This is a genomic window from Altererythrobacter sp., from assembly GCF_050299635.1.
Taxonomy (GTDB): domain Bacteria; phylum Pseudomonadota; class Alphaproteobacteria; order Sphingomonadales; family Sphingomonadaceae; genus Erythrobacter.
Genome location: NZ_JBNKWF010000012.1, coordinates 25,452 through 44,809, shown reverse-complemented (window position 1 = coordinate 44,809; position 19,358 = coordinate 25,452). Strand labels below are relative to the sequence as shown.

General features: G+C 61.2%; 17 protein-coding genes. 12 read left to right on the top strand and 5 right to left on the bottom strand.

Features of this window, described 5'->3' with window-relative positions; all coding sequences use genetic code 11:
• Positions 1-136 precede the first annotated feature (136 nt).
• The 11 genes from ACQY6C_RS08250 (at position 137) to ACQY6C_RS08200 (ending at position 13,391) form a co-directional block, all read left to right on the top strand.
• The gene (locus ACQY6C_RS08250; RefSeq protein ID WP_427967380.1) at positions 137-781 is read left to right on the top strand and encodes an XrtA/PEP-CTERM system exopolysaccharide export protein; all 645 of its coding nucleotides are present in this window, start codon (positions 137-139) and stop codon (positions 779-781) included.
• A gap of 16 nt (positions 782-797) precedes the next feature.
• Positions 798-2,321: an XrtA system polysaccharide chain length determinant gene (locus tag ACQY6C_RS08245; protein ID WP_427967377.1), complete on the top strand. Its 1,524-nt coding sequence runs from the start codon at positions 798-800 to the stop codon at positions 2,319-2,321.
• 11 nt (positions 2,322-2,332) lie between these two features.
• Positions 2,333-3,328 carry a capsular biosynthesis protein gene (locus ACQY6C_RS08240; RefSeq protein WP_427967375.1) on the top strand — a complete coding sequence of 332 codons (996 nt, stop codon included), beginning with the start codon at positions 2,333-2,335 and terminating at the stop codon, positions 3,326-3,328.
• Between the two features lie 4 nt (positions 3,329-3,332).
• Positions 3,333-4,964 carry a preprotein translocase subunit YajC gene (locus tag ACQY6C_RS08235; RefSeq protein WP_427967372.1) on the top strand — a complete coding sequence of 544 codons (1,632 nt, stop codon included), beginning with the start codon at positions 3,333-3,335 and terminating at the stop codon, positions 4,962-4,964.
• Positions 4,965-4,975: 11 nt separating this feature from the next.
• Positions 4,976-6,148: an XrtA/PEP-CTERM system-associated ATPase gene (locus tag ACQY6C_RS08230; RefSeq protein ID WP_427967370.1), complete on the top strand. Its 1,173-nt coding sequence runs from the start codon at positions 4,976-4,978 to the stop codon at positions 6,146-6,148.
• Positions 6,148-7,056, top strand: a complete 909-nt coding sequence (locus tag ACQY6C_RS08225; protein WP_427967367.1) for an XrtA system polysaccharide deacetylase — start codon at positions 6,148-6,150, stop codon at positions 7,054-7,056. The genes ACQY6C_RS08230 and ACQY6C_RS08225 overlap by 1 nt, the downstream gene beginning before the upstream one ends.
• A complete protein-coding gene (locus ACQY6C_RS08220) occupies positions 7,053-8,117 on the top strand; it encodes a FemAB family XrtA/PEP-CTERM system-associated protein (RefSeq protein WP_427967364.1) in 1,065 nt (354 codons plus the stop codon). Before ACQY6C_RS08225 ends, ACQY6C_RS08220 begins: the two co-directional genes overlap by 4 nt.
• Positions 8,117-9,337, top strand: a complete 1,221-nt coding sequence (locus tag ACQY6C_RS08215) for a TIGR03087 family PEP-CTERM/XrtA system glycosyltransferase (RefSeq protein WP_427967361.1) — start codon at positions 8,117-8,119, stop codon at positions 9,335-9,337. The genes ACQY6C_RS08220 and ACQY6C_RS08215 overlap by 1 nt, the downstream gene beginning before the upstream one ends.
• A complete protein-coding gene (gene xrtA / locus ACQY6C_RS08210; RefSeq protein ID WP_427967358.1) occupies positions 9,327-10,355 on the top strand; it encodes an exosortase A in 1,029 nt (342 codons plus the stop codon). Before ACQY6C_RS08215 ends, xrtA begins: the two co-directional genes overlap by 11 nt.
• A gap of 11 nt (positions 10,356-10,366) precedes the next feature.
• Entirely contained in the window at positions 10,367-12,265 is a 1,899-nt protein-coding gene (locus ACQY6C_RS08205; protein WP_427967355.1) for an XrtA/PEP-CTERM system amidotransferase, read from the top strand.
• A 202-nt stretch (positions 12,266-12,467) separates the two neighbouring features.
• On the top strand, positions 12,468-13,391 hold the full coding sequence (locus ACQY6C_RS08200) for a crotonase/enoyl-CoA hydratase family protein (protein ID WP_427967352.1): 924 nt from the start codon (positions 12,468-12,470) through the stop codon (positions 13,389-13,391).
• A gap of 34 nt (positions 13,392-13,425) precedes the next feature.
• Here the strand turns inward: ACQY6C_RS08200 and ACQY6C_RS08195 are convergent, their stop codons facing one another.
• From ACQY6C_RS08195 to ACQY6C_RS08175, 5 genes are all read right to left on the bottom strand, one after another.
• Complete coding sequence (locus tag ACQY6C_RS08195; RefSeq protein WP_427967349.1) at positions 13,426-14,124, bottom strand: pirin family protein; 699 nt, start codon at positions 14,122-14,124, stop codon at positions 13,426-13,428.
• An 82-nt stretch (positions 14,125-14,206) separates the two neighbouring features.
• Positions 14,207-15,319 (bottom strand): cell division protein ZapE, encoded by a 1,113-nt coding sequence (zapE, locus tag ACQY6C_RS08190; protein WP_427967346.1) that lies wholly within the window; start codon positions 15,317-15,319, stop codon positions 14,207-14,209.
• A complete protein-coding gene (locus ACQY6C_RS08185; RefSeq protein ID WP_427967343.1) occupies positions 15,316-15,771 on the bottom strand; it encodes a PaaI family thioesterase in 456 nt (151 codons plus the stop codon). Before ACQY6C_RS08185 ends, zapE begins: the two co-directional genes overlap by 4 nt.
• Before the next feature lie 17 nt (positions 15,772-15,788).
• Positions 15,789-16,571: a succinate dehydrogenase iron-sulfur subunit gene (locus tag ACQY6C_RS08180; protein ID WP_427967340.1), complete on the bottom strand. Its 783-nt coding sequence runs from the start codon at positions 16,569-16,571 to the stop codon at positions 15,789-15,791.
• Positions 16,572-16,696: 125 nt separating this feature from the next.
• On the bottom strand, positions 16,697-17,701 hold the full coding sequence (locus ACQY6C_RS08175; protein ID WP_427967337.1) for a D-alanine--D-alanine ligase family protein: 1,005 nt from the start codon (positions 17,699-17,701) through the stop codon (positions 16,697-16,699).
• Between the two features lie 300 nt (positions 17,702-18,001).
• On the opposite strand from ACQY6C_RS08175, the gene ACQY6C_RS08170 reads away from it, so the two are divergent.
• Positions 18,002-19,276, top strand: a complete 1,275-nt coding sequence (locus ACQY6C_RS08170) for a hypothetical protein (RefSeq protein ID WP_427967334.1) — start codon at positions 18,002-18,004, stop codon at positions 19,274-19,276.
• The last annotated feature ends 82 nt before the right edge of the window (positions 19,277-19,358 follow it).

Below are 19,358 nucleotides of genomic sequence, written 5' to 3'. Positions count from 1 at the left end.
GTAAATTTCGCAGTAATACTAACGCATTGTTCACCCTTTTAGGGCAAGGACTGCGCCTGTTCCGTGGGTCGGGAGCAGGCAGGTCGCTCTTGCCGTGTGTTTCTTGCCCGCATGCCAAGGCCAAGGATCCGCGTAAATGCCAAGACCCCTCTTCCGCTCATTCCATGCAGGTTGCGCGCTCGCAGCGCTCGCCCTCGGCGGTTGCGCCACAGGAGGCGGCTCGCAGCTTCCGCCCGCCTCGTTTGTCGCCCTGCAAGAGGGGCCCGGCGAGGAATATGTGATCGGTCCGCTCGACGAGTTGACGATCCATGTGTGGCGCAATCCCGAACTCAGCGCCGAAAAGATCCAGGTTCGCCCTGACGGCCGGATCACTATTCCGCTGGTGCGCGACATGCCGGCCGTGGGCAAGACGCCGACCATGCTGCAGGAGGATATCCGCCTGCAGCTTTCCCAGTTCATCGAACAGCCGATCGTTTCGGTGATCGTGAACAAGTTCGCAGGCACGTTCAGCCAGCAGGTCCGCATCGTAGGTTCGACCGAGAAGCCCGCTTCGCTGCCCTACCGTGCGAATATGACCGTCCTCGACGCGATGATCGCAGTAGGCGGCCTGAGCGAGTTTGCCGCCGGCAACCGTGCCAAGCTGATCCGCTTCGACAAGCAGAGCGGCCAGCAGAAGGAATATGCACTGCATCTGGCAGATCTCCTCAAGCGCGGCGACAGCAAGGCCAACGTCATGCTGCAGCCGGGCGACGTAATCATCATCCCGGAAAGCACGTTCTAGGGAACGGATCGCCAGCATGAGCGAAATATTCGAAGAATTGCGCGCCGCGATCTACACGGTCTGGCACCGCCGCTGGCTTGCGCTGGCTGTGGCCTGGGGCATCTGCATCCTGGGCTGGCTGGTGGTGGCGATGATCCCCAACAGCTACGAAGCCAAGGCGCGGATCTATGTCGACCTCGACGACGTACTGTCCGAGCAGATCGGCATTGCGGGCGATGGCCGTCAGGAGATCCGGCGAGTACGCCAGACGCTGGCGAGTTCGGTAAATCTCGAGAAAGTCATTCGCGGCACGAAGCTGGGCGAAGGCATCACAGAACGTTCGCAAATGGACGGCGCAATCGCGGACCTTTCCAAGAAGGTCACCATCGCAAGCGAAGAGGACAATCTGTTTTCGCTCTCCGCCAAGGTGGGCAAGCGCGAATACTCCGACGCCGAGAACGCCATGCTCGCGCGCGATGTGGTGCAGAAACTGATCGATATCTTTCGCGAAGAGAACATCGCGGGCAATCGCAGCGAAGTCGCGGGGACGATCGTGTTCCTCGACCGGCAGCTCGATGACCGCAAGAAAGAACTGGAAGCAGCCGAGCAACGCCGCTTGGCCTTCGAGGCCAAATACCCCGAGCTGATTGGCGGGTCTTCCACGTTGGCGACCAAGATCCAGCAAGCCCGTACCGAGTTGCGCGGCGTGGACGCCGATCTCGCGGCGGCACAAAGTGCGCTGGCCGCGATCAACGGCCAGATTGCCGGAACTCCGCGCACTATTGTGACGCCTGGTGACAGCGGCGGTACGCGCGGGGCCTTGATGCAGGCGCAGTCGCAGCTTGCCCAGCTTCGCGGACGCGGCCTGACCGACGAGCATCCCGACGTCGCGGCCACCAGGAAGCAGATCGAATTGCTGCGCAGGCAGGCTGCTGAAGAGGGCCCCAATGCCGCAAGCGGGCAGCCCAATCCCGCCTATACCTCGCTGATCTCCATCAAGGCTGAACGCCAGGCCGGTGTCGAATCGCTACAGGCCCGGCGCGCCGCGCTGCAATCGGATATCGCGGCGCTGATGGGCAGCCAGGCCAGCGAACCCGAAGTCGCCGCTGAAGCCAACCGGATCAGCCGCGACTACGAAGTGCTGCGGAAGAAATATGACGAGCTGCTGCAGGATCGCGAGGAGATCCGTCTGCGCGGCCAGGTCGAGAACGAGCGCAGCTCGGTCAAATTCGATCTGATCGACCCGCCGGTGGTCCCGCGCAAACCGGCTGCTCCCAACCGTCCTCTCCTTTTGCTCGGCGTATTGTTTGCAGGCCTGGGGGCCGGGGCAGGGGCCGCGTTTGGCATAGGGCAGCTTCGTTCCACCTTCAGCACCGAAGAAAAGCTCGAGCGCGCAATGGGTCTGCCGGTGATCGGTTCGATCTCGCACACGATGAACGATGGCGCACGTGCGATCCAGGCCAAGCGCCTCAAGCAGTTCATTGGCGCCGCCGCGGCGCTTGGCGGCGTCTTCGTTATCCTCCTGGCGATTGAGTTCGTCCAGGTCGGCGGCGTGGCTTGAAGGGGCGAGTGATGACTGAACAGAGCAAGATACCCCTCGACAAGTCCCGGCCTGCAAATGCCGGAGATTCGCTGTTCGAGCGCGCCAGCGGGGCATTCGGCCTCAGCGCCATGAAACCTGCAGCGCCACCGCTCGACCTTTCACAGGCACGCGAACGGGTTGCGCCGCGCCGTTCTCAGCCGCAGCCTATCGCTACACAGGCTGAAGCCGCACCAGTTGCGCGCGCCGAGGTGGCACCGCCTCAACCTGCGGAGTCGGCCGAGACAGAACGCGTCGCGTTGCGCGGAAAGGCCGTCAGCGTCGACCGCAAGCTCTTGCAGGAAACGGGCATGATCGTGCCCGACGGGCCGGTAACTGCACTGTTGGAGGAATTCCGGATCGTCAAACGCGAGTTGCTTGGCGATGCGCGTGAAACGGGCACACAGGCCGCGCGCCGGATTCTGGTGTGCTCGCCGCATCCAAACGAAGGAAAGACCTATTGCGCCGTCAATCTCGCGCTCGCCATGGCGGCGGAGCGCGATATCGAGGTGGTGCTGGTCGATGCCGATTTTGGCAATCCATCGGTTCCAGGCGTGCTCGGGTTCAAGTCCGATCGCGGTTTCATGGACACGCTTTCCGATCCTTCGATCGCGCCTGAAGATCTGGTTCTTTCAACCGATATCGAGGGGCTGTTCGTACTGCCCGCCGGAAAGCGGACCACCGCCGACGCGGAATATCTGGCGAGCCGCCGCACAAGCGAAGTGCTGGACCGGCTCACGGCTGGCGCGCCCAACCGCATCCTCATCTTCGATACGCCACCTGCGCTCGCCGCTTCGCCTGCTGCCGATCTTGCCAAGCATGTCGGCCAGGCGCTGCTCGTCGCACGGGCCGATGTCACAGGGCAAAGCGCACTGGAGGATGCCAGCCAGCTCCTCTCCGCCTGCCCGGATATCAAACTCTTGCTCAACGCAACGCAATTCAGCCCGTCAGGCCGCAAGTTCGGTTCTTACGGCGGGTATGGGAACTGATTTCATGCGCTCCACCCGCATTCTCAATTCAGCCATGGCGGCACTCGCGCTCGCCGCCATTCCGGGGCAGGCCCTTGCCGACGATGGTGCGCCCGAAAGCGCACGCCATGTCGATGTCTCGCCCTATATCGAGGTGTCACAGGTCTGGCTGGCAGAGCTTTCGCCAGGCGACGACGTGTTGACCTATACCCAGGTCGCCACTGGCGTAGATGCGATATTGACCGGCAGGAACAGTGGTGCGTCTGTATCGCTGCGCTACGAGCGCAATATCAGCTACGACAACAAGTCGCTCGATAGCGATACCGTGAGCGGTATTGCGCGCGGCTATCTCTCGCTCGTCCCGCGCAAGGTCACGCTGGAAGCGGGCGCGCTGGCAAGTCGCACACAAATCGACGGAAGCGGCGGCACAAGCTCCAACCCGCTGCCTTCACGGGATTCGGAAAGCCGAATCTATTCCGCCTATGCCGGCCCCAATCTCCACACCCGCCTCGACGACATCGAAGTCAATGCGCTTGGCCGCGTGGGTTATACCCGTGTCGAATCGCCCAATGCGATCGTTACCGCGCCGGGTGCGGCGCCGCTCGACGTGTTCGATGACAGCGTTACCTACCAGGGCGAAGTCCACTTCGCGACCAAGCCTTACGAGCCGCTGCCGGTCGGCATTGCAGTGGGCGGCGGCGTCTATCAGGAAGATATCTCCAACCTCGATCAGCGGGTGCGTGATGTTCATTGGCGCTCCGACGTCACGATCCCGATCTCGCCCACGCTCGCCGTGGTTGGCGGCGTCGGATACGAGAACGTCGAAATCTCGAGCCGCGACGCCGTGCTCGATGCCAACGGCATTCCCGTAATCGGTAGCAATGGCCGTTATGTGACGGACAAATCCGCGCCACGCCGGATTGCTTTCGAGACCGACGGGCTGATCTGGGATGCTGGCGTGATCTGGCGCCCGAGCCGCCGCACTGCGCTCGAAGCGCATATCGGTCGCCGCTACGATTCGACCACCTACTATGGCAGCTTTGCCTGGGCTCCCAGTGCGTCGAGCAGTGTAAATATTTCCGCTTATGACGGAGTAACAGGCTTTGGCGGGTTGCTGACGACTTCACTTGCTGGACTTCCGACCGAATTCACCGCCGCGCGCAATGCGCTGACGGGCGATTTCAGCGGATGCGTGTCGGGCCAGACCGGTGCGAACTGCGTCGGCGTGTTCGGCTCGGTGCGCTCCTCCACTTTCCGCGGACGCGGCGTGCAGGCCAGCTACACGCGCAAGGTCGGTCGCTATGCGGGCGCAATCGCTGCCGGTTACGATCGCCGCAAATATATCGCGGCCGCCGGAACAGTCCTCGCTGCCGCCAATGGCGTGGTGGATGAAAGCTATTACATCGCGACCTCACTCACCGGCGAACTGGGACCGAATGCCAGCTTCACCGTGGGTAGCTATGTCAACTGGTTCGAGAGCGGCTTCGCCAATGGCGGCGATGTGACTGCCATGGGCACTTCGGCTTCGTACAGCCGCACGATCGGCCCCAGGCTTTCCGCAAGAGCGGCCTTGTCGCTCGACTATCTCGACTCCGATATTTCCGCAGAAGACATCAAGACGGCCTCTGCGCTGCTCGGTCTTCGCTACGATTTCTAAGGGGGCACGACGTGTACGCGCAATTCTACCAGCTAAGCGGGCGCCCGTTCCAGCTCACGCCCGATCCGGATTTCTACTTCGAGAGCGCAAGCCACAAGAAGGCGCTGTCCTATCTCGGCTATGGCCTGTCGCAGGGTGAAGGCTTTATCGTCATCACCGGCGAAGTCGGCGCGGGCAAGTCCACGCTTGTCGCGCATCTGATGAAGCGGATCGATCCCAAGGAATTGAGTATCGCGCAGGTAGTGACCAGCGCGCTTGACGGGGACGAGTTGATCCATGTCGTCGCGCAAAGTTTCGGCCTGGAGGTCGAGGGCCATGACAAGGCGACCGCGCTGGGCGTGATCGAACGCTTCCTGCAGGAAGAAGCGCGCGCCGGGCGCCGATGCCTGCTGGTGGTGGACGAGTGTCAGAACCTCGATATCGAAGCGCTGGAAGAGCTGCGCATGCTCTCAAACTTCCAGCTCGGTTCGCATCCCTTGTTGCAGACGCTTCTGTTGGGGCAGCCCGAATTTCGCGCTCTGGTGGCGAACCATCCCGAATTGGAGCAATTGCGCCAGCGGATCATCGCTTCGCACCATCTCGACGCGCTGGGCGCGCAGGAGCTGGAGGCCTATGTCCGCCACCGCATGATGCGGGTCGGCTGGCAGGGCAATCCGGCTATTGGAACGGAGTTTTTCTCCGCGCTGTATCAGGCGACGAACGGAATTCCGCGCCGCGTGAACCAGGTCATGAACCGCATGCTGCTACTGGGCGCGGTTGAGGAACGGACCGAGTTCACCATCGAAATGCTCGAAGCTGTCTGCGCCGAAATGGCAGGCGATACGCAGCATGGTTCACAGAATGCGCCGAAGAAGGCCGAACCTGTCCGCACGCAACAGCCTGTTCCTGTCGAACGACCTGCTGCCCCGGTCGCCGCAACACCTGCCCCTGCTGTCGACACGGAGGCTCTCGAGGTCCTGCTTGCGGAACGGGACTGCCGGATTGCCGAGCTGGAGCGGATGGTTGGTGCATTGAACCAGCAGAGCGCGCCAAGTACATCGACCGTTTCCTATGAGGATCCTGTGGTCAAACAGGCCGTCGCGGCAATTGAAGCGCGCCTGGAAGAGCAGGAGCACTCGCTCCGCCATGTCCTGACGATGTTGATCGAATGGTTCGAGGACGATTCATCGCGCGAGGCGGCCTGATGAATCAGGAACGTGAAATCCGTCCCGCTTCCGGAACCACGCGCGTCATCAATGGGCTGTCCGTCGATGTCGAAGACTGGTTCCAGGTTGGTGCCTTCGAAAAGGTGATCGACCGTAGCGACTGGGGTTCGATCGCAACCCGCGTCGAAGACAATGTCGCGTGCGTCCTCGATTTGTTTGCTGAAGCAGGTGTGAAGGCAACCTTCTTCACTCTGGGCTGGGTGGCGGAGCGCCATCCGGCAATGATGCAGCGGATCGTTGCGGCAGGGCATGAAGTGGCAAGTCATGGCTACGACCACGCGCGGGTATTCACCTTTGATCGCAAGGCGTTTGGCGAGGATATCAGGCGCGCGCGGAAAATCCTTGAGGATACCTCCGGCACGCGCGTCGCGGGCTACCGCGCGCCGAGCTTCTCGATCGATGCGCGCACCCATTGGGCTTTCGAGGAGCTGGCAGAGCAGGGCTATGCCTATTCCTCCAGCATCGCGCCGGTCGTGCATGACCACTATGGCTGGCCCGAAGCGCCGCGCTTCGCCTTCTATCCACTGCCGGACTCATCGCTCGTGGAGATTCCCGTCACGACCGCCATGCTCGGCAGCAAGCGGCTTGCAGCGGGCGGAGGTGGGTTTTTCCGCGTGCTGCCATACGAGTTTTCTCGCTGGGCGATCCGGCAGGTAAACCAGCGGGAAGGGCGCCCGGCTGCGTTCTATTTCCATCCGTGGGAAGTCGATCCCGGTCAGCCGCGAGTCGCGAACGCTCCGCTCCGCTCACGCTTGCGGCATTACACCAATCTGGACCGGATGGCAGGCAAGCTCGGAATGCTGCTGCGCGACTTCGCCTGGGGGCGGATGGACGAGATCGCGGAGCGCGAGGCGGTGCTGGCAAACTCATGGGAACTGGCCGTATGAATGCGCCGTTGCATCCTGTCTCGACGCAATTCACCACCGCCGATCTGGCCGATCCGGGCGAGCGCACACGCATCGAAGGCTTCGTGCGCGAACTGGGCGGTTCGCTGTTCCAGCGTCCGGCTTGGCTTGCGGCTGTCGAAGCGGGAACGGGACAGCGGGCCAGCGGGATTGTCGCAGAGAAACTGGGAGCCGTGATTGGCTGGCTACCGCTCAGCGTGGTTCATTCACCGCTGTTCGGGCGTGCGCTGATCTCCAGCGGTTTCGGCGTCGGGGGCGGAGCACTGGCGGAGGAATCTTCGGTAGCAGAAGGCCTGTGCCAGTCGGCACAGGAACTGGCGCAGCGCAGCTCCATCTCCACGGTTGAGGTGAGGGGCGGGGTGATCCCGTCTGGCTGGCGCAGTTGGTCCGATCGCCACGCCAATTTCGCAGCTGACTTGGCGCAAGACGACGAAGCTCAGCTCGCCTGGATACCGCGCAAGCAGCGCGCCGAAGTCCGCAAAAGCCTGCAAGGCAATCTCACCGTAACCACTGGACGCGATGAGGCCGAACGCGCCGCGCATTACGCGATCTATGCCGAAAGCGTGCATAATCTGGGCACGCCGGTATTCCCGCGCGCGCTGTTCGACGCGATGCTCGATGCCTTCCCCGACAGCAGCGACATCCTGACCGTGCATTCGCCGCAAGGTCCGGTGGCGAGCGTGCTGTCATTCTATCATCGCGAAACCATCATGCCCTATTGGGGCGGCGGAACATTCGCGGCGCGCGCGCTCAGGGCCAATGAGCGGATGTATTACGAGTTGATGCTCCACGCCCGCAGGCGCGGCATGACCCGCTTCGATTTCGGCCGTTCCAAGACTGGCAGCGGGCCATACAATTACAAGAAGAACTGGGGCTTCGAGCCCGAACCGCTGACATATGGCTTGTGGAGCGCCCCGGGAATGGAAGCGCGCGATCTGGACCCGACTGACGCAAGCTACTCGGCCAAGATCGCGCTGTGGAAGAAGCTGCCGCTCCCTCTCGCCAATGCCATCGGACCATTCATCTCGCGCGGATTGGCGTGATGGGCGAGATTCTGTTTCTGGCTCACCGTATCCCGTTTCCGCCAGACCGGGGAGACAAGATCCGCGCCCACCATTTGTTGAAGCATCTGGCGGAGCTTGGGCCGGTGCATGTTGGGTGCTTTGCCGAGACGGACAGGGATATTGCGGCCGAGTCAGAACTCTCCGAAGTCGCGGCAAGCCATAGCGTCACTCGCCGCAGCAAACCTCTGGCGCTGGCTGGCGCGGAGGCGGTTCTGAGCGGCAAGCCCGTCAGCCTGACCGCATTTCACAGCCGCGCTTTGCAGCTGTGGGTTAGTCGCACCATGGCCGAACGACCGATCGAAACGATCGTGATCTTCTCGGGCCAGATGGGCCAATATATCCCGAATGAGTTCGCGGGCCGGGTGATCGTCGACCTGTGTGACGTCGATTCGGTGAAGTTCGAAGATTATGCAGCTGCGGGCGAGCGGGTCTGGCTCAACCGCCGCGAGGGGCGGCTGCTGGCGGTCGAAGAAGAACGGCTAACTCACCGCTCCGATGCCACGATCCTGATTAGCGAGAACGAGAAATCGCTGCTCCAATCCCGCTTGCGCGACGCTGCCGGCACACGGATTCACGCGATCGGCAACGGGATCGATGCTGAATTCTTCAACCCGGATATGGTGCAGGCCAATCGCGAGATCAGTGCCAGGCCCGGTCCGCATTTCGTCTTTACCGGGCAGATGGACTATCGCCCGAACGAGCAGGCCGCAGCTTGGGCAATCGAGCATTTCCTGCCCGCAATTCGCGCTGTCGAGCCGCAGGCCGAGTTCCATATCGTAGGGCGCAATCCCACTCCGGCGCTGCTCACGCATTCCGACACACCCGGCCTCACAATCTGGGGCGAGGTGCCCGATGTGCGGCCTTTCCTTGCGGCGGCGGATATGGCGCTGGTTCCGCTCTCGATCGCGCGCGGAGTCCAGAACAAGGTGCTCGAGGCCATGGCGATGGGCCTGCCCGTCATGCTCAGCCCTCAGGCAGCCACCGGGATTTCCGCGCGGGATGGCGAACACTGGCTGGTCGAGGCACTCGATGCCGAGGCAATGGTGAAGCGCTTCCAGACATTCCGCACCGAAGGACGAGGCGAAGCAATTGGGCCAGCCGCCCGGCGCTTCGCGCTTGAACACCACAGCTGGCCCGCAGTTCTGGCTCCACTGACCGAATTGGTTTTGCCGCAGGCGGAGAAGCGCAATGCTGCCTGACAGGCTCACTCTGTCATGGCCCGGCGAGGGGCCGCTCACCCGGCTACCCGCGGCGTGGCGCAATGCCTTGCTCCAGCTTGCGGTCGCGTGGATGGGGTTGATTCTCCTGACAGCGCGCGAATGGGGCGAGATGCTCCACCAATGGTGGGACATCGATACCTACAATCACATTCTGCTGGTGCCGATCATCGTGGCCTGGCTGGTCGCTTTGCGGAAGGATGTGCTGGGCAGGCTCACCCCCACCGCCTGGTGGCCGGGGATTGCTTGCGTAGCTCTGGCGCTGTTCCTCTGGTTCGCCGGAAGAGTGACGGAAATCAACCTCTTCGCACAAGCCGGAGCCGTCGCCGCGCTGCAAGGGGCGGTCCTGGCGCTGCTTGGCCCACGTGTCGGTGCGGCACTGCTGCTTCCGCTCGGCTACATGGCCTTCCTTGTGCCTTTTGGTGACGAAATCATCCCGTCATTGCAGACGATCACTGCCAAAATCGCCATCGCACTAACCCATTTGAGCGGTGTGTCCGCGACGATCGATGGGATCTACATCGATACAGCGGCTGGATTGTTCGTGGTGGCCGAAGCCTGTTCTGGCGTAAAGTTCCTCATCGCCATGGTCGCGCTGGGAGCGCTGGTTTGCTTTACCGCATTTGCAAGCTGGACACGGCGCGCGATCTTCCTGCTCGCTTGCGTGGTGGTGCCGATCCTGGCCAATGGCGTGCGCGCCTGGGGCACCATCTATATTGCGCAAAGCCAGGGCGTGGAGTTCGCTGCCGGTTTCGATCACATTTTCTATGGCTGGATATTCTTCGCCGTTGTCGTCGTGCTGCTGCTGGGCGCGGCGTGGCGCTATTTCGAGCGTGAACCGGACGAAGCGGGCCTGAGTCTCGAACAGATTGAAAGCAATTCACTCCTTGCGATTCTGGATCGTAACCTGGCGAATCCCGTCGCGCTTCTCGCGGCGCTCGCCGCAATTCTCGCCTTCTTCATGATTGGCGCGATTTACGCTCCACCATTCCTCCTGTAGGCCCCGGCGCAATGTGCGGGATCGCTGGGATCTATCATCCTGAAACTCCAAAGCCGGTCGATCCCAGACGGGTCGAGCGGATGTGCGAGGCCATGCTCCATCGCGGACCAGACGGATCAGGCGTCTGGACCGGGCCCGGCATAGGCCTCGGCCACCGGCGCCTTTCGATCATCGACCTGGAAGGCTCGCCACAACCGATGCATTCGGCCGATGGGCGGGCGGTGATCGTCTTCAATGGCGAGATCTACAACTACCGCGAATTGCGCCGCACGCTCGAAAAAGAGGGCGCACGATTCAACACGCATGGCGATACCGAAGTCATCCTCGCTGCGTGGCAGCACTGGGGTGTCGATTGTCTGCAGCATCTCGACGGGATGTTTGCGTTTGCGATCTGGGACGTGGAGGAGCGCAGCCTGTTCCTGGCCCGTGACAGGCTGGGGGTAAAGCCGCTTTTCCTCTCGCGCCTGAGCGACGGAAGCATGGCTTTCGCTTCCGAACTCAAAGGCCTGCTGGCCCATCCTCAATTGCGCAGGCGTGTGAACTTGTCTGCGGTCGATGACTATCTTGCCTGGGGCTATGTGCCCGACACGAAGTCGATCCTGGAAGGGGTGGAGAAGCTACCGGCCGGACATTTCTGGCTGATGCAGCAGGGGCGCGATCAGGGCCGTCCGCAACGCTGGTGGGATGTCAACTTCGCGGAACGCCGCAAAGGCTCGCAGGCGGACCTGTCGGCTGAACTGATCCACCTGCTGCGCGAAGGAGTGCAATCGCGCATGGTCGCCGATGTGCCGCTTGGCGCATTCCTTTCGGGCGGGGTCGATTCTTCCAGCGTCGTCGCGCTGATGAGCGAAGCGAGCAGCGATCCAGTCAAGACTTGCTCGATCGGCTTTGATGTCGAGGCGTTGGACGAAACCTCCTATGCGCAAGCGATCGCCGAGCGCTTCCACACCGATCACCGCAGCCGGACCGTGGGCAATGACGATTTCGCGGAGATCGACCGGATCGCCGCCATGTTTGACGAGCCATTTGCCGATGCTTCGGCGCTCCCCACTTGGCGCGTCTGCCAGTTGGCGCGTGAACATGTGACGGTTGCGCTTTCGGGTGACGGAGCGGACGAAGCCTTCGCCGGATATCGAAGGCAGGTGTTCCATGCGCATGAGGAGCGGGCGAGGGCGATGCTTCCCGCTGCGCTGCGCAGTACAGTGTTCGGGTCGCTGGGGCGCCTGTGGCCCAAGGCAGATTGGGCACCGAGGCCCCTGCGCGCGAAGACGACCTTGCTCGCGCTCGCCTCCAGCGGAGAGGAGGGCTATGCGCGCGGCCTGTCCGTCCTCAACCGCGAACAGCGCCACGCGATCTATGGCGAGACAGCGCGTGGCGTGCTCGGATCGTACCGCGCCGAGGACGATCTGATTGCCCTGATGCGCAATGCTCCGGCGCGCAGCGGCCTGGACCGCGCTCAATATGCCGATCTGAAGTTCTGGCTACCCGGCGATATCCTCACCAAGGTTGACCGGACCAGCATGGCAGTGAGCCTCGAAGCGCGCGAACCTCTGCTCGATCACCGCCTGATCGAGTTCGCCGCCACACTTCCCGATTCGCTGCGGGTCAGGGGCAGCCAGGGCAAATACCTGCTCAAACGGAGCATGGAACGCTATTTGCCCCAGGACGTGCTCTATCGTCCGAAGCAGGGTTTCGTGACACCGATTGCCGAATGGCTGCGCGGGCCGCTGGCTGGATCGGCACGATCGATCGCCAGTAGCGAAGTTCTGGCTCAGACCGGATGGTTCGATCCGCGTGCCATTTCCTCTCTCGCCGAAGCGCATATCAGCGGACGATCGGACAATTCGCGGCTCTTGTGGCAATTGATGATGCTCGACCGCTCGCTATCGCGCCTGGGAGCTTCTGCCTGACTATGCTGTGACACATTGGTCACATCATTACTCAGATGACCTCATTTGAGACTCAATTTTGCGTGATTTCTGAAATTTAATGTTTGCCAAGAGACTCCAGCCTCGCTTAGATTCCGCACGAGGGGAACGTTTTGACGGGATTACGGTGACAAGAATCCAGCGATGGGATCGTGCCAATCCGTAATTAAAAGGGGCGCAGTTGGTGGACGGAAGCGCAAACAAGGCCATACCCTTGTCGGATGACGACGAGTTCCTCGCTGAAAGCGCGGTACACTCTGCCATTCCTGACGCTCTATTCAAACTCCACGAGCTCGATGTACTTTATGATGACAAGGCGAGTGCGCTTTGGACTTTCATGAATCCACTGGGCAGGCCCAGTTTTACTCCTTCGATGTTACGCGATTTCGAGGATTGGCAGCGCCTGATTGGAAGCAGTTTTGGGGATGAAAAGGTCCCGCTTCGCTACCTGATCCTGGGTAGCCGCGCGCGCAATGTTTTCTGTTTTGGCGGCGATCTTGACCTCTTCCAGAAGCTGATCCGCGAAAAGAATCGCAAAGCCCTGATCGAATACGGTCACCGCTGCTGCTCGATCCTGCATCGCAACATCAATACGCTCGAGATTCCGATGCTCACGGTCGGCCTCGTTCAGGGAGCAGCCCTGGGCGGCGGCTTCGAAGCGCTGCTGTCGTTCGATTACATTGTGGCTGAGCGTACTGCGACATTCGGGCTGCCCGAAATCATGTTTGGCCTGTTCCCTGGCATGGGTGCCCATGCGCTGCTTTCACGCAAGCTGGGCAGCGCGATGGCGAACCGGCTGATCGAATCGAACGAGACTTACACAGCCGAGCAGATGTATGAGCTGGGCGTGGTTCACCACTTGGCTGAGCCGGGCGACGGCGTCGAAGCCTGCCGCGATTTCATCAAGCGATCAGACCGCCGCCATGCCGGCCTGGTCGGATCGCGCAAGGCCATGAAACATGCCTGGAAGCTGGAGCTGGAAGAGCTCTACCGCATTACAGAGATGTGGGCGGACACTGCGCTCGAACTGCGCGAACAGGATCTCAAGGTCATGAGCCGTCTGGTGGCGGCACAGGGCCGGTTGGCGGAGCGAATGGCGGCAGCCTGAACTGCGCCACCCATCCACTCCGCCGTCTGTTCACTCAGCGGGCGTCGACCAGCACCACCTCACTGTCTTCCAATGCTTCGACCGTGATCGACTCTTCGCCAGCAATGGCAATGCCGTCGCGCGCATTGGCTTCCTTGCCATTGACGCGGACCCTGCCGGTCGGTGCGACAAGATATTGATGGCGCTGGCCATTGCTGGTCCAGGTCGCAGACTGGCCAGCACTGAGGGTTGCAGCCGCAACCTTCGCGTCGGTCCTGATGGGCAGGGCAGAGTCGCCTTCGGGATCGCCGCTAGCGAGTATCTCGAAACCGCCTTCGCGCCCTGCCTTGGGGAACTCACGCTGACCCCAGCCAGGTTTTTCGCCCCGGCGATCAGGAATGATCCATATCTGGAACAGCGTCGTCGGCTCGTCCTCGAGATTGTATTCGGAATGGGTGATGCCGGTACCGGCACTCATCACCTGGACATCGCCGGCAGCGGTGCGCCCTTCATTGCCGAGCGAATCGCGATGCGTGATTGCGCCCGTGCGGACAAAGGTCACGATCTCCATGTCATTATGCGGGTGCGGCGGAAAACCGGACTTGGGTGCAATCGTGTCGTCGTTCCAGACGCGGATCGAACCCCAGCCCATGCGATCCCGGTCGAGATAGCTGGCGAAACTGAAGTGATGGCGCGCGTCGAGCCAGCCATGGTCGGCAGCGCCAAGCGTGGCGAAGGGTCTGACTTCAATCATATCGGTATTCCACGTCGGCGGGTCTTGAGTTGGAATTTGGAACCGCCGGGATAGCGATGAGATAGTATCTCGCTCCGCCGCTTCAACCCTGCTCTCCGTGGCCCAGTGCCATGTAGCCGTCGCTCTGCATCTCCTTGAGGCGGCTGACGGTGCGTTCAAACTCGAAACTCCCGTCGCCTGCTTCATAAAGGAGCTCCGGCTCGGCAGCCGCCGCAGCGAACAGCTTGACCTTCTGCTCGTAGAGCGCGTCGACCAGCTTGGTGAAGCGGATCGCTTCATTGCGCATATCCGGACCCATCAGAGGAATTCCGACAACAATTACCGTGTGATAGGCGTGTGCGATCGATAGATAGTCCGACGCGCCGCGGTTCTCCGAACACAGCCGCTTGAAGCTGAACACGGCCACACCCTTGAGGCTTTTGGGGACATGCAGGGTTCGCCCGCCGCCAAGGTCCAGCTCTGCAGAAGGAACATGCTCGGCATCCTCCGGCTTGTAGTCGGTGAGCCGGAAGAAGGCTTCGCGCACCTGCCCGGTCGCGGCATCGCCCAGCGGCGTATGCCAGGTTGCCAACCCGCCCAGGCGATCGAGCCGGTAGTCGACCGGCCCATCAAGCGCGAGAACATCCAGCTCATCCTCGATCAGGTCGATGAAAGGCAGGAACAGTGAACGGTTGAGCCCATCCTTGTAGAGATCGCGGGGAGGGCGGTTGCTGGTCGTCACCACCACCACGCCTTCATCGCGAATCAGCGCGGTGAACAGGCGGCTCATGATCGCCGCGTCCGCGGTGTTGGTCACCACCATCTCGTCAAACGCAAGGCATCGGATATTCTGCGCCAGCTTGCTCGCCACCGGCGCAATCGGATCGCCGCTCTCCTTCGCGCGCTCCGCCCGGATGAGCGAATCGACCTCGAGCATGAACTCATGGAAATGAACACGGCGCTTCTCGGGAATGCCCAGGCTCTCAACGAAGAGATCCATCAGCATCGACTTTCCACGCCCGACGCCTCCCCACATATAGACCCCGCGCGGTTGCTGCTTGCGGGCGAAGAACTGCGCGAGCAGGCCGCCCGAAGTTTCTGCCTCAAGCTCCTTCTGCAAAGCGTGGAGCCGCTCGGCGGCGCGGCGCTGATCGGGATCCGGCTGCAATTCGCCAGAGGCGACAAGCCTTTCATATTGCGCGAGTATCCCGCTCACCGCGGTGCGAACTTCCTGATGATGCCGCTAAATGCTGCGACCCGGTCTTCATCCTGCTCGACAGTGCCGCGGATGAAAGCGAGCTTGCCGGTCTCCTGAAAGATTTCGGAAACGGCATCGAGGGGCCGCCGGGGATCACCACCACCCACGAATTGCGTGGAAAGCTCGAGCGTCACCGACGGCCCGGCATTGCCACTGCCGATGACATGCATGGTGGTGAAGAGCGAAATGTCGATCAGCCCCAGCGTAACTGCTCCGTGGATGATACCTTGCAGGTTCTCATGCTTGCGCTCCGGAAACATGCGCAGCCGGCACTTGTCGCCTTCGCGGCGCGTCAGCAACTTGCCCATCACCGCGCCGTTGAAAAGCGTCTTGTCCTTCAGGTCCCAGTGATACCATCCGGGATGATCCGGGTCGGGGCCGTGTTCGAAAACCTCGTCCTTCAGCGCCACGAATTGGTGTCCGGTCCCTAGATCTGCCGTTCGGCCATCATCTTCTTGGTTTCGGCGATGGCCTTCGCCGGTGAAAGCCCCTTGGGGCAGACATTGGCGCAGTTCATGATCGTGTGGCAGCGATAGAGCCGGAAGGGATCTTCCAGCGCATCAAGCCGTTCGCCCGTCATCTCGTCGCGACTGTCAGCCAGCCAGCGATAGGCCTGTAGCAGGATAGCCGGGCCCAGGAACTTGTCGCTGTTCCACCAATAGCTAGGGCAGCTGGTCGAGCAGCAGGCACACAGGATGCACTCGTACAGGCCGTCAAGCTTGTCGCGCTGCTCCACACTCTGCAGCCGTTCCTTGCCGCTCGGCGTTGGGCTGACGGTCTGAAGCCATGGCCGGATCGAGGCATATTGCGCATAGAAATGGGTGAAATCGGGCACCAGGTCCTTGATCACATCCATATGCGGCAGCGGCGTGATTCGGATCTCGCCCTTCAGGTCCTCGATCGCGGTGGTGCAGGCGAGCCCGTTGCTGCCATTCATGTTCATCGCGCAGGAGCCGCAAATGCCCTCGCGACAGGAACGGCGGAAAGTCAGCGTGGGATCGATCTCGTTCTTCACCTTGAGCAGTGCATCGAGCACCATCGGCCCGCATTGCTCAAGATCGATCTCGAATGTGTCGTAACGGGGGTTCTCACCGCTATCGGGATCGTAGCGATAGACCTTGAACTTCTTGATCTTGGTGCCGCCCTCAGCCTTGTGTTCGCGGGACTTGCCCGTGATCTTCGAATTCTTGGGAAGGGTAAAGGTGGCCATCGATAAGCTTCCTGATCTGAGCGCTTGGGCAGTCTCTTAGCGATTGTGCCCCGCATGGCAAGCGGGGCCAAGCGCTTTCTGCGCCGCGGAATTACACGGGCCCCGTCCAAACGAGAGCATAACCACTACTTCATCAATCCATGGCGGCGCAGGCTTGTTGCCAAGATCGTTTCAATCAACTGTTCCTGCGTCCATCCTGCAAGAGCTGCGGCACGACCGAACACCTTCTGCGACCACAAATTGCAGTTGAGATTTAGCTCAAGGAAGGTGACTTCGCCCGTTTCCTCGTTCACGCGAAACTCGAACCGGCCATAATCGAACGGGCGATATTCCTCCCACAGCTTGCGCGTGTAGTCGGCTATCCTGGCTGCAATCGCTTCGTCCTCAAACGGATCGAGCGAGTATTTCTGGCTGCGATCGACCAGATCGCGCTTTTCCTGATAGGTGCGCAGATGCGAAGGATCTGCCTGGCGGAAGATCATCATCGGCAGGATCACGGGTTCATCAAGCGTGACGCAGGGAACCTCGACATCGCTGCCGATCACGAAGGGTTCGACCAGCGCATCATGGCCCAGCTCATGCACCTCATCGACCGCTGCCTTCACGCTCGCCCAATCGGTGGCATCGTGGACGCCCCAGCTTGCCGAGGAATTGTTGGGTTTGATGACGAAGCGCTCGCCCTCGGGGCATTTCTCTTCCAGGATCGGTGCGCCGCGGCGATAGATCGCCCAGGGCGCGGTGGGGACACCCGCGTCGCGCGCAGCACGCTTTGCCAGATGCTTGTCATCGGACAGGCCGCGCAGGATCGGGCTGGCGCCGATATAGGGGATGCCGGCACGCTCACACAGAAGCGGGCAAAGCATTTCCGAATTGAAGAATCCTGCGCGATTGAGCAGCGGAAAGACGAAATCGAACTCCGGCTTGTCGAACAGAATCTCGAATCGATCGGCGATTGTGAGGTTCAATCCCAGGCCCTTGAGCACTTCCCGCATCTCGACGTGATATGTCGCGTGATTGCCATCTTCCGCGCTTCCGCTGCCGTCCCACAGCGCATTCTTGGCGATAAACAATATCTTGAGCCGCTCCTTTGCTTCCGGATCGATCGCCAGGGGATTCAGAATCTTTTCCACGCGCGTCACTTTCTGCTTTGAGGCTCTGGTGCGGCCCCTTAATTGCGCTATTGCTCCCGTCAAATCCTATTTGCCAGCACGACCTGAGAGGCAACAATTCACACTCCGACGCCTTCAGTCGCATTTCCACTCTATAGCGGCGATATCGAACTGGATGGCCAAACGCGCCAGACCATAGACTGCCTGGCGAGCGGTGGTGACGCGCGCATAGTCCTCGACCGGGAAACCGGGCTGAACCGCTATCTTTCCGCGCCATATCCCAGTGCGGTCATGGCTTATGCTTCATCGACAGCCAACGATATGAGCAGGGACGCGTTCGCGCATGTCCACGCAATCGCCGCTCAGGGCATACCGGAATATGCTGAAGGGCTCGATCACCTGCGCGGTCGCATCAAGCGCGCCTATGCACTCGGCGACAAGTGCGAAGTGGGCTTCGCAGCGTCTGGAACGGATCTTGAATATTTGCCGATTGCGGCAGTTCGGGGCCGGGCGAAGGGCGGAGTGCACAATATCCTGCTGGGTGCGGATGAGGTGGGTAGCGGCTGCATCCATTCCGCTCACGGCCACTATTTCGCAGAGCAAACCCCGCTTGGTGTGGCGACCAAGCCTGGGGTTCAGGTTCCCGGCCTGGAACGGGTATTCCTGGCCGACGTCCCCGTGCGATGTGGGGAAGGGCTGGCGCGTACGCCAGCAGAGGTTCTCGCCGATTTTGAGCGCCAGATCGCCATTGCCCATGAGAACGAACGCCATGCGCTGGTCCACGTGGTCCATGGTTCGAAGACCGGGCTGATACTGCCCGATCTCGAAGGCCTGGATTATCTGCGCAGCAAATGGGGTGGGGAGGTGACCTTTGTGGTCGATGCCTGCCAGGCCCGCATCACGACCGAGGCGCTACGCGAATATGTTGAACGCGATGCAATCGTGTTCCTCACAGGATCGAAATTCATGGGCGGCCCGCCGTTCAATGGTTTTGCCATTCTGCCAAGATCGATCATCTCCACCGCTCAGCCACCCTCAGGCGGCCTTGCGACCATTTTCGCGCGGGCCGAATGGCCGCAAGGATGGCAAGGGCGCGAAAATCTGACCGAGAGTGAGAATCCCGGCTTGCTGCTGCGCTACGAAGCTTCGGTTTTCGAGTTGGAGCGATTTCAGAAGATAGGGATGGTGCAGGTCGAACGGGTGATCGACGCCTTCGAACGCGCGATCAAGGAAGCCCTTCTTGATTCGTGTGCTATCCGCATGGTCCGGCCATTTCCCAAAGGGCAAAGGGAAGAGGCCGAAACGCACCCGATCGAGATGCGCACGCTGGTTACGCTCGACCTTTCCGCCGTACCTGGTGTCCGGACCTTCGAAGACGCCCAGAAACTGCACCGCAAACTGGCAGTGGACGGAATTCGCCTGGGCCAACCAGTCAAATGCGTGCGGCTGGAGGATAACGAATGGGGCGGGACTCTTCGGATCGGCCTTTCGATGCCCCAGATGGTTCACCTGTCCCAGCTGGACAACGATGCGCTTTCAGCCAGCCTTCACAGCGATATGAGTCGCATCGCGGCGGCATTGCAGTGCTCGAAATAGGCACCCTTCAGGTTTGAATTTCTGAGATAACTTCGCTGTAAACTCACCAGTCGTTCAATTGAATGATTGCAGTGCCGGTCCG

Coding starts and splice junctions, on each gene's coding strand:
- ACQY6C_RS08250 (WP_427967380.1), top strand. CDS start 137: ATGCCAAGACCCCTCTTCCGCTCATTCCATGCAGGTTGCGCGCTCGCA.
- ACQY6C_RS08245 (WP_427967377.1), top strand. CDS start 798: ATGAGCGAAATATTCGAAGAATTGCGCGCCGCGATCTACACGGTCTGG.
- ACQY6C_RS08240 (WP_427967375.1), top strand. CDS start 2,333: ATGACTGAACAGAGCAAGATACCCCTCGACAAGTCCCGGCCTGCAAAT.
- ACQY6C_RS08235 (WP_427967372.1), top strand. CDS start 3,333: ATGCGCTCCACCCGCATTCTCAATTCAGCCATGGCGGCACTCGCGCTC.
- ACQY6C_RS08225 (WP_427967367.1), top strand. CDS start 6,148: ATGAATCAGGAACGTGAAATCCGTCCCGCTTCCGGAACCACGCGCGTC.
- ACQY6C_RS08220 (WP_427967364.1), top strand. CDS start 7,053: ATGAATGCGCCGTTGCATCCTGTCTCGACGCAATTCACCACCGCCGAT.
- ACQY6C_RS08215 (WP_427967361.1), top strand. CDS start 8,117: ATGGGCGAGATTCTGTTTCTGGCTCACCGTATCCCGTTTCCGCCAGAC.
- xrtA (WP_427967358.1), top strand. CDS start 9,327: ATGCTGCCTGACAGGCTCACTCTGTCATGGCCCGGCGAGGGGCCGCTC.
- ACQY6C_RS08205 (WP_427967355.1), top strand. CDS start 10,367: ATGTGCGGGATCGCTGGGATCTATCATCCTGAAACTCCAAAGCCGGTC.
- ACQY6C_RS08195 (WP_427967349.1), bottom strand. CDS start 14,124: ATGATTGAAGTCAGACCCTTCGCCACGCTTGGCGCTGCCGACCATGGC.
- ACQY6C_RS08180 (WP_427967340.1), bottom strand. CDS start 16,571: ATGGCCACCTTTACCCTTCCCAAGAATTCGAAGATCACGGGCAAGTCC.
- ACQY6C_RS08170 (WP_427967334.1), top strand. CDS start 18,002: ATGAGCAGGGACGCGTTCGCGCATGTCCACGCAATCGCCGCTCAGGGC.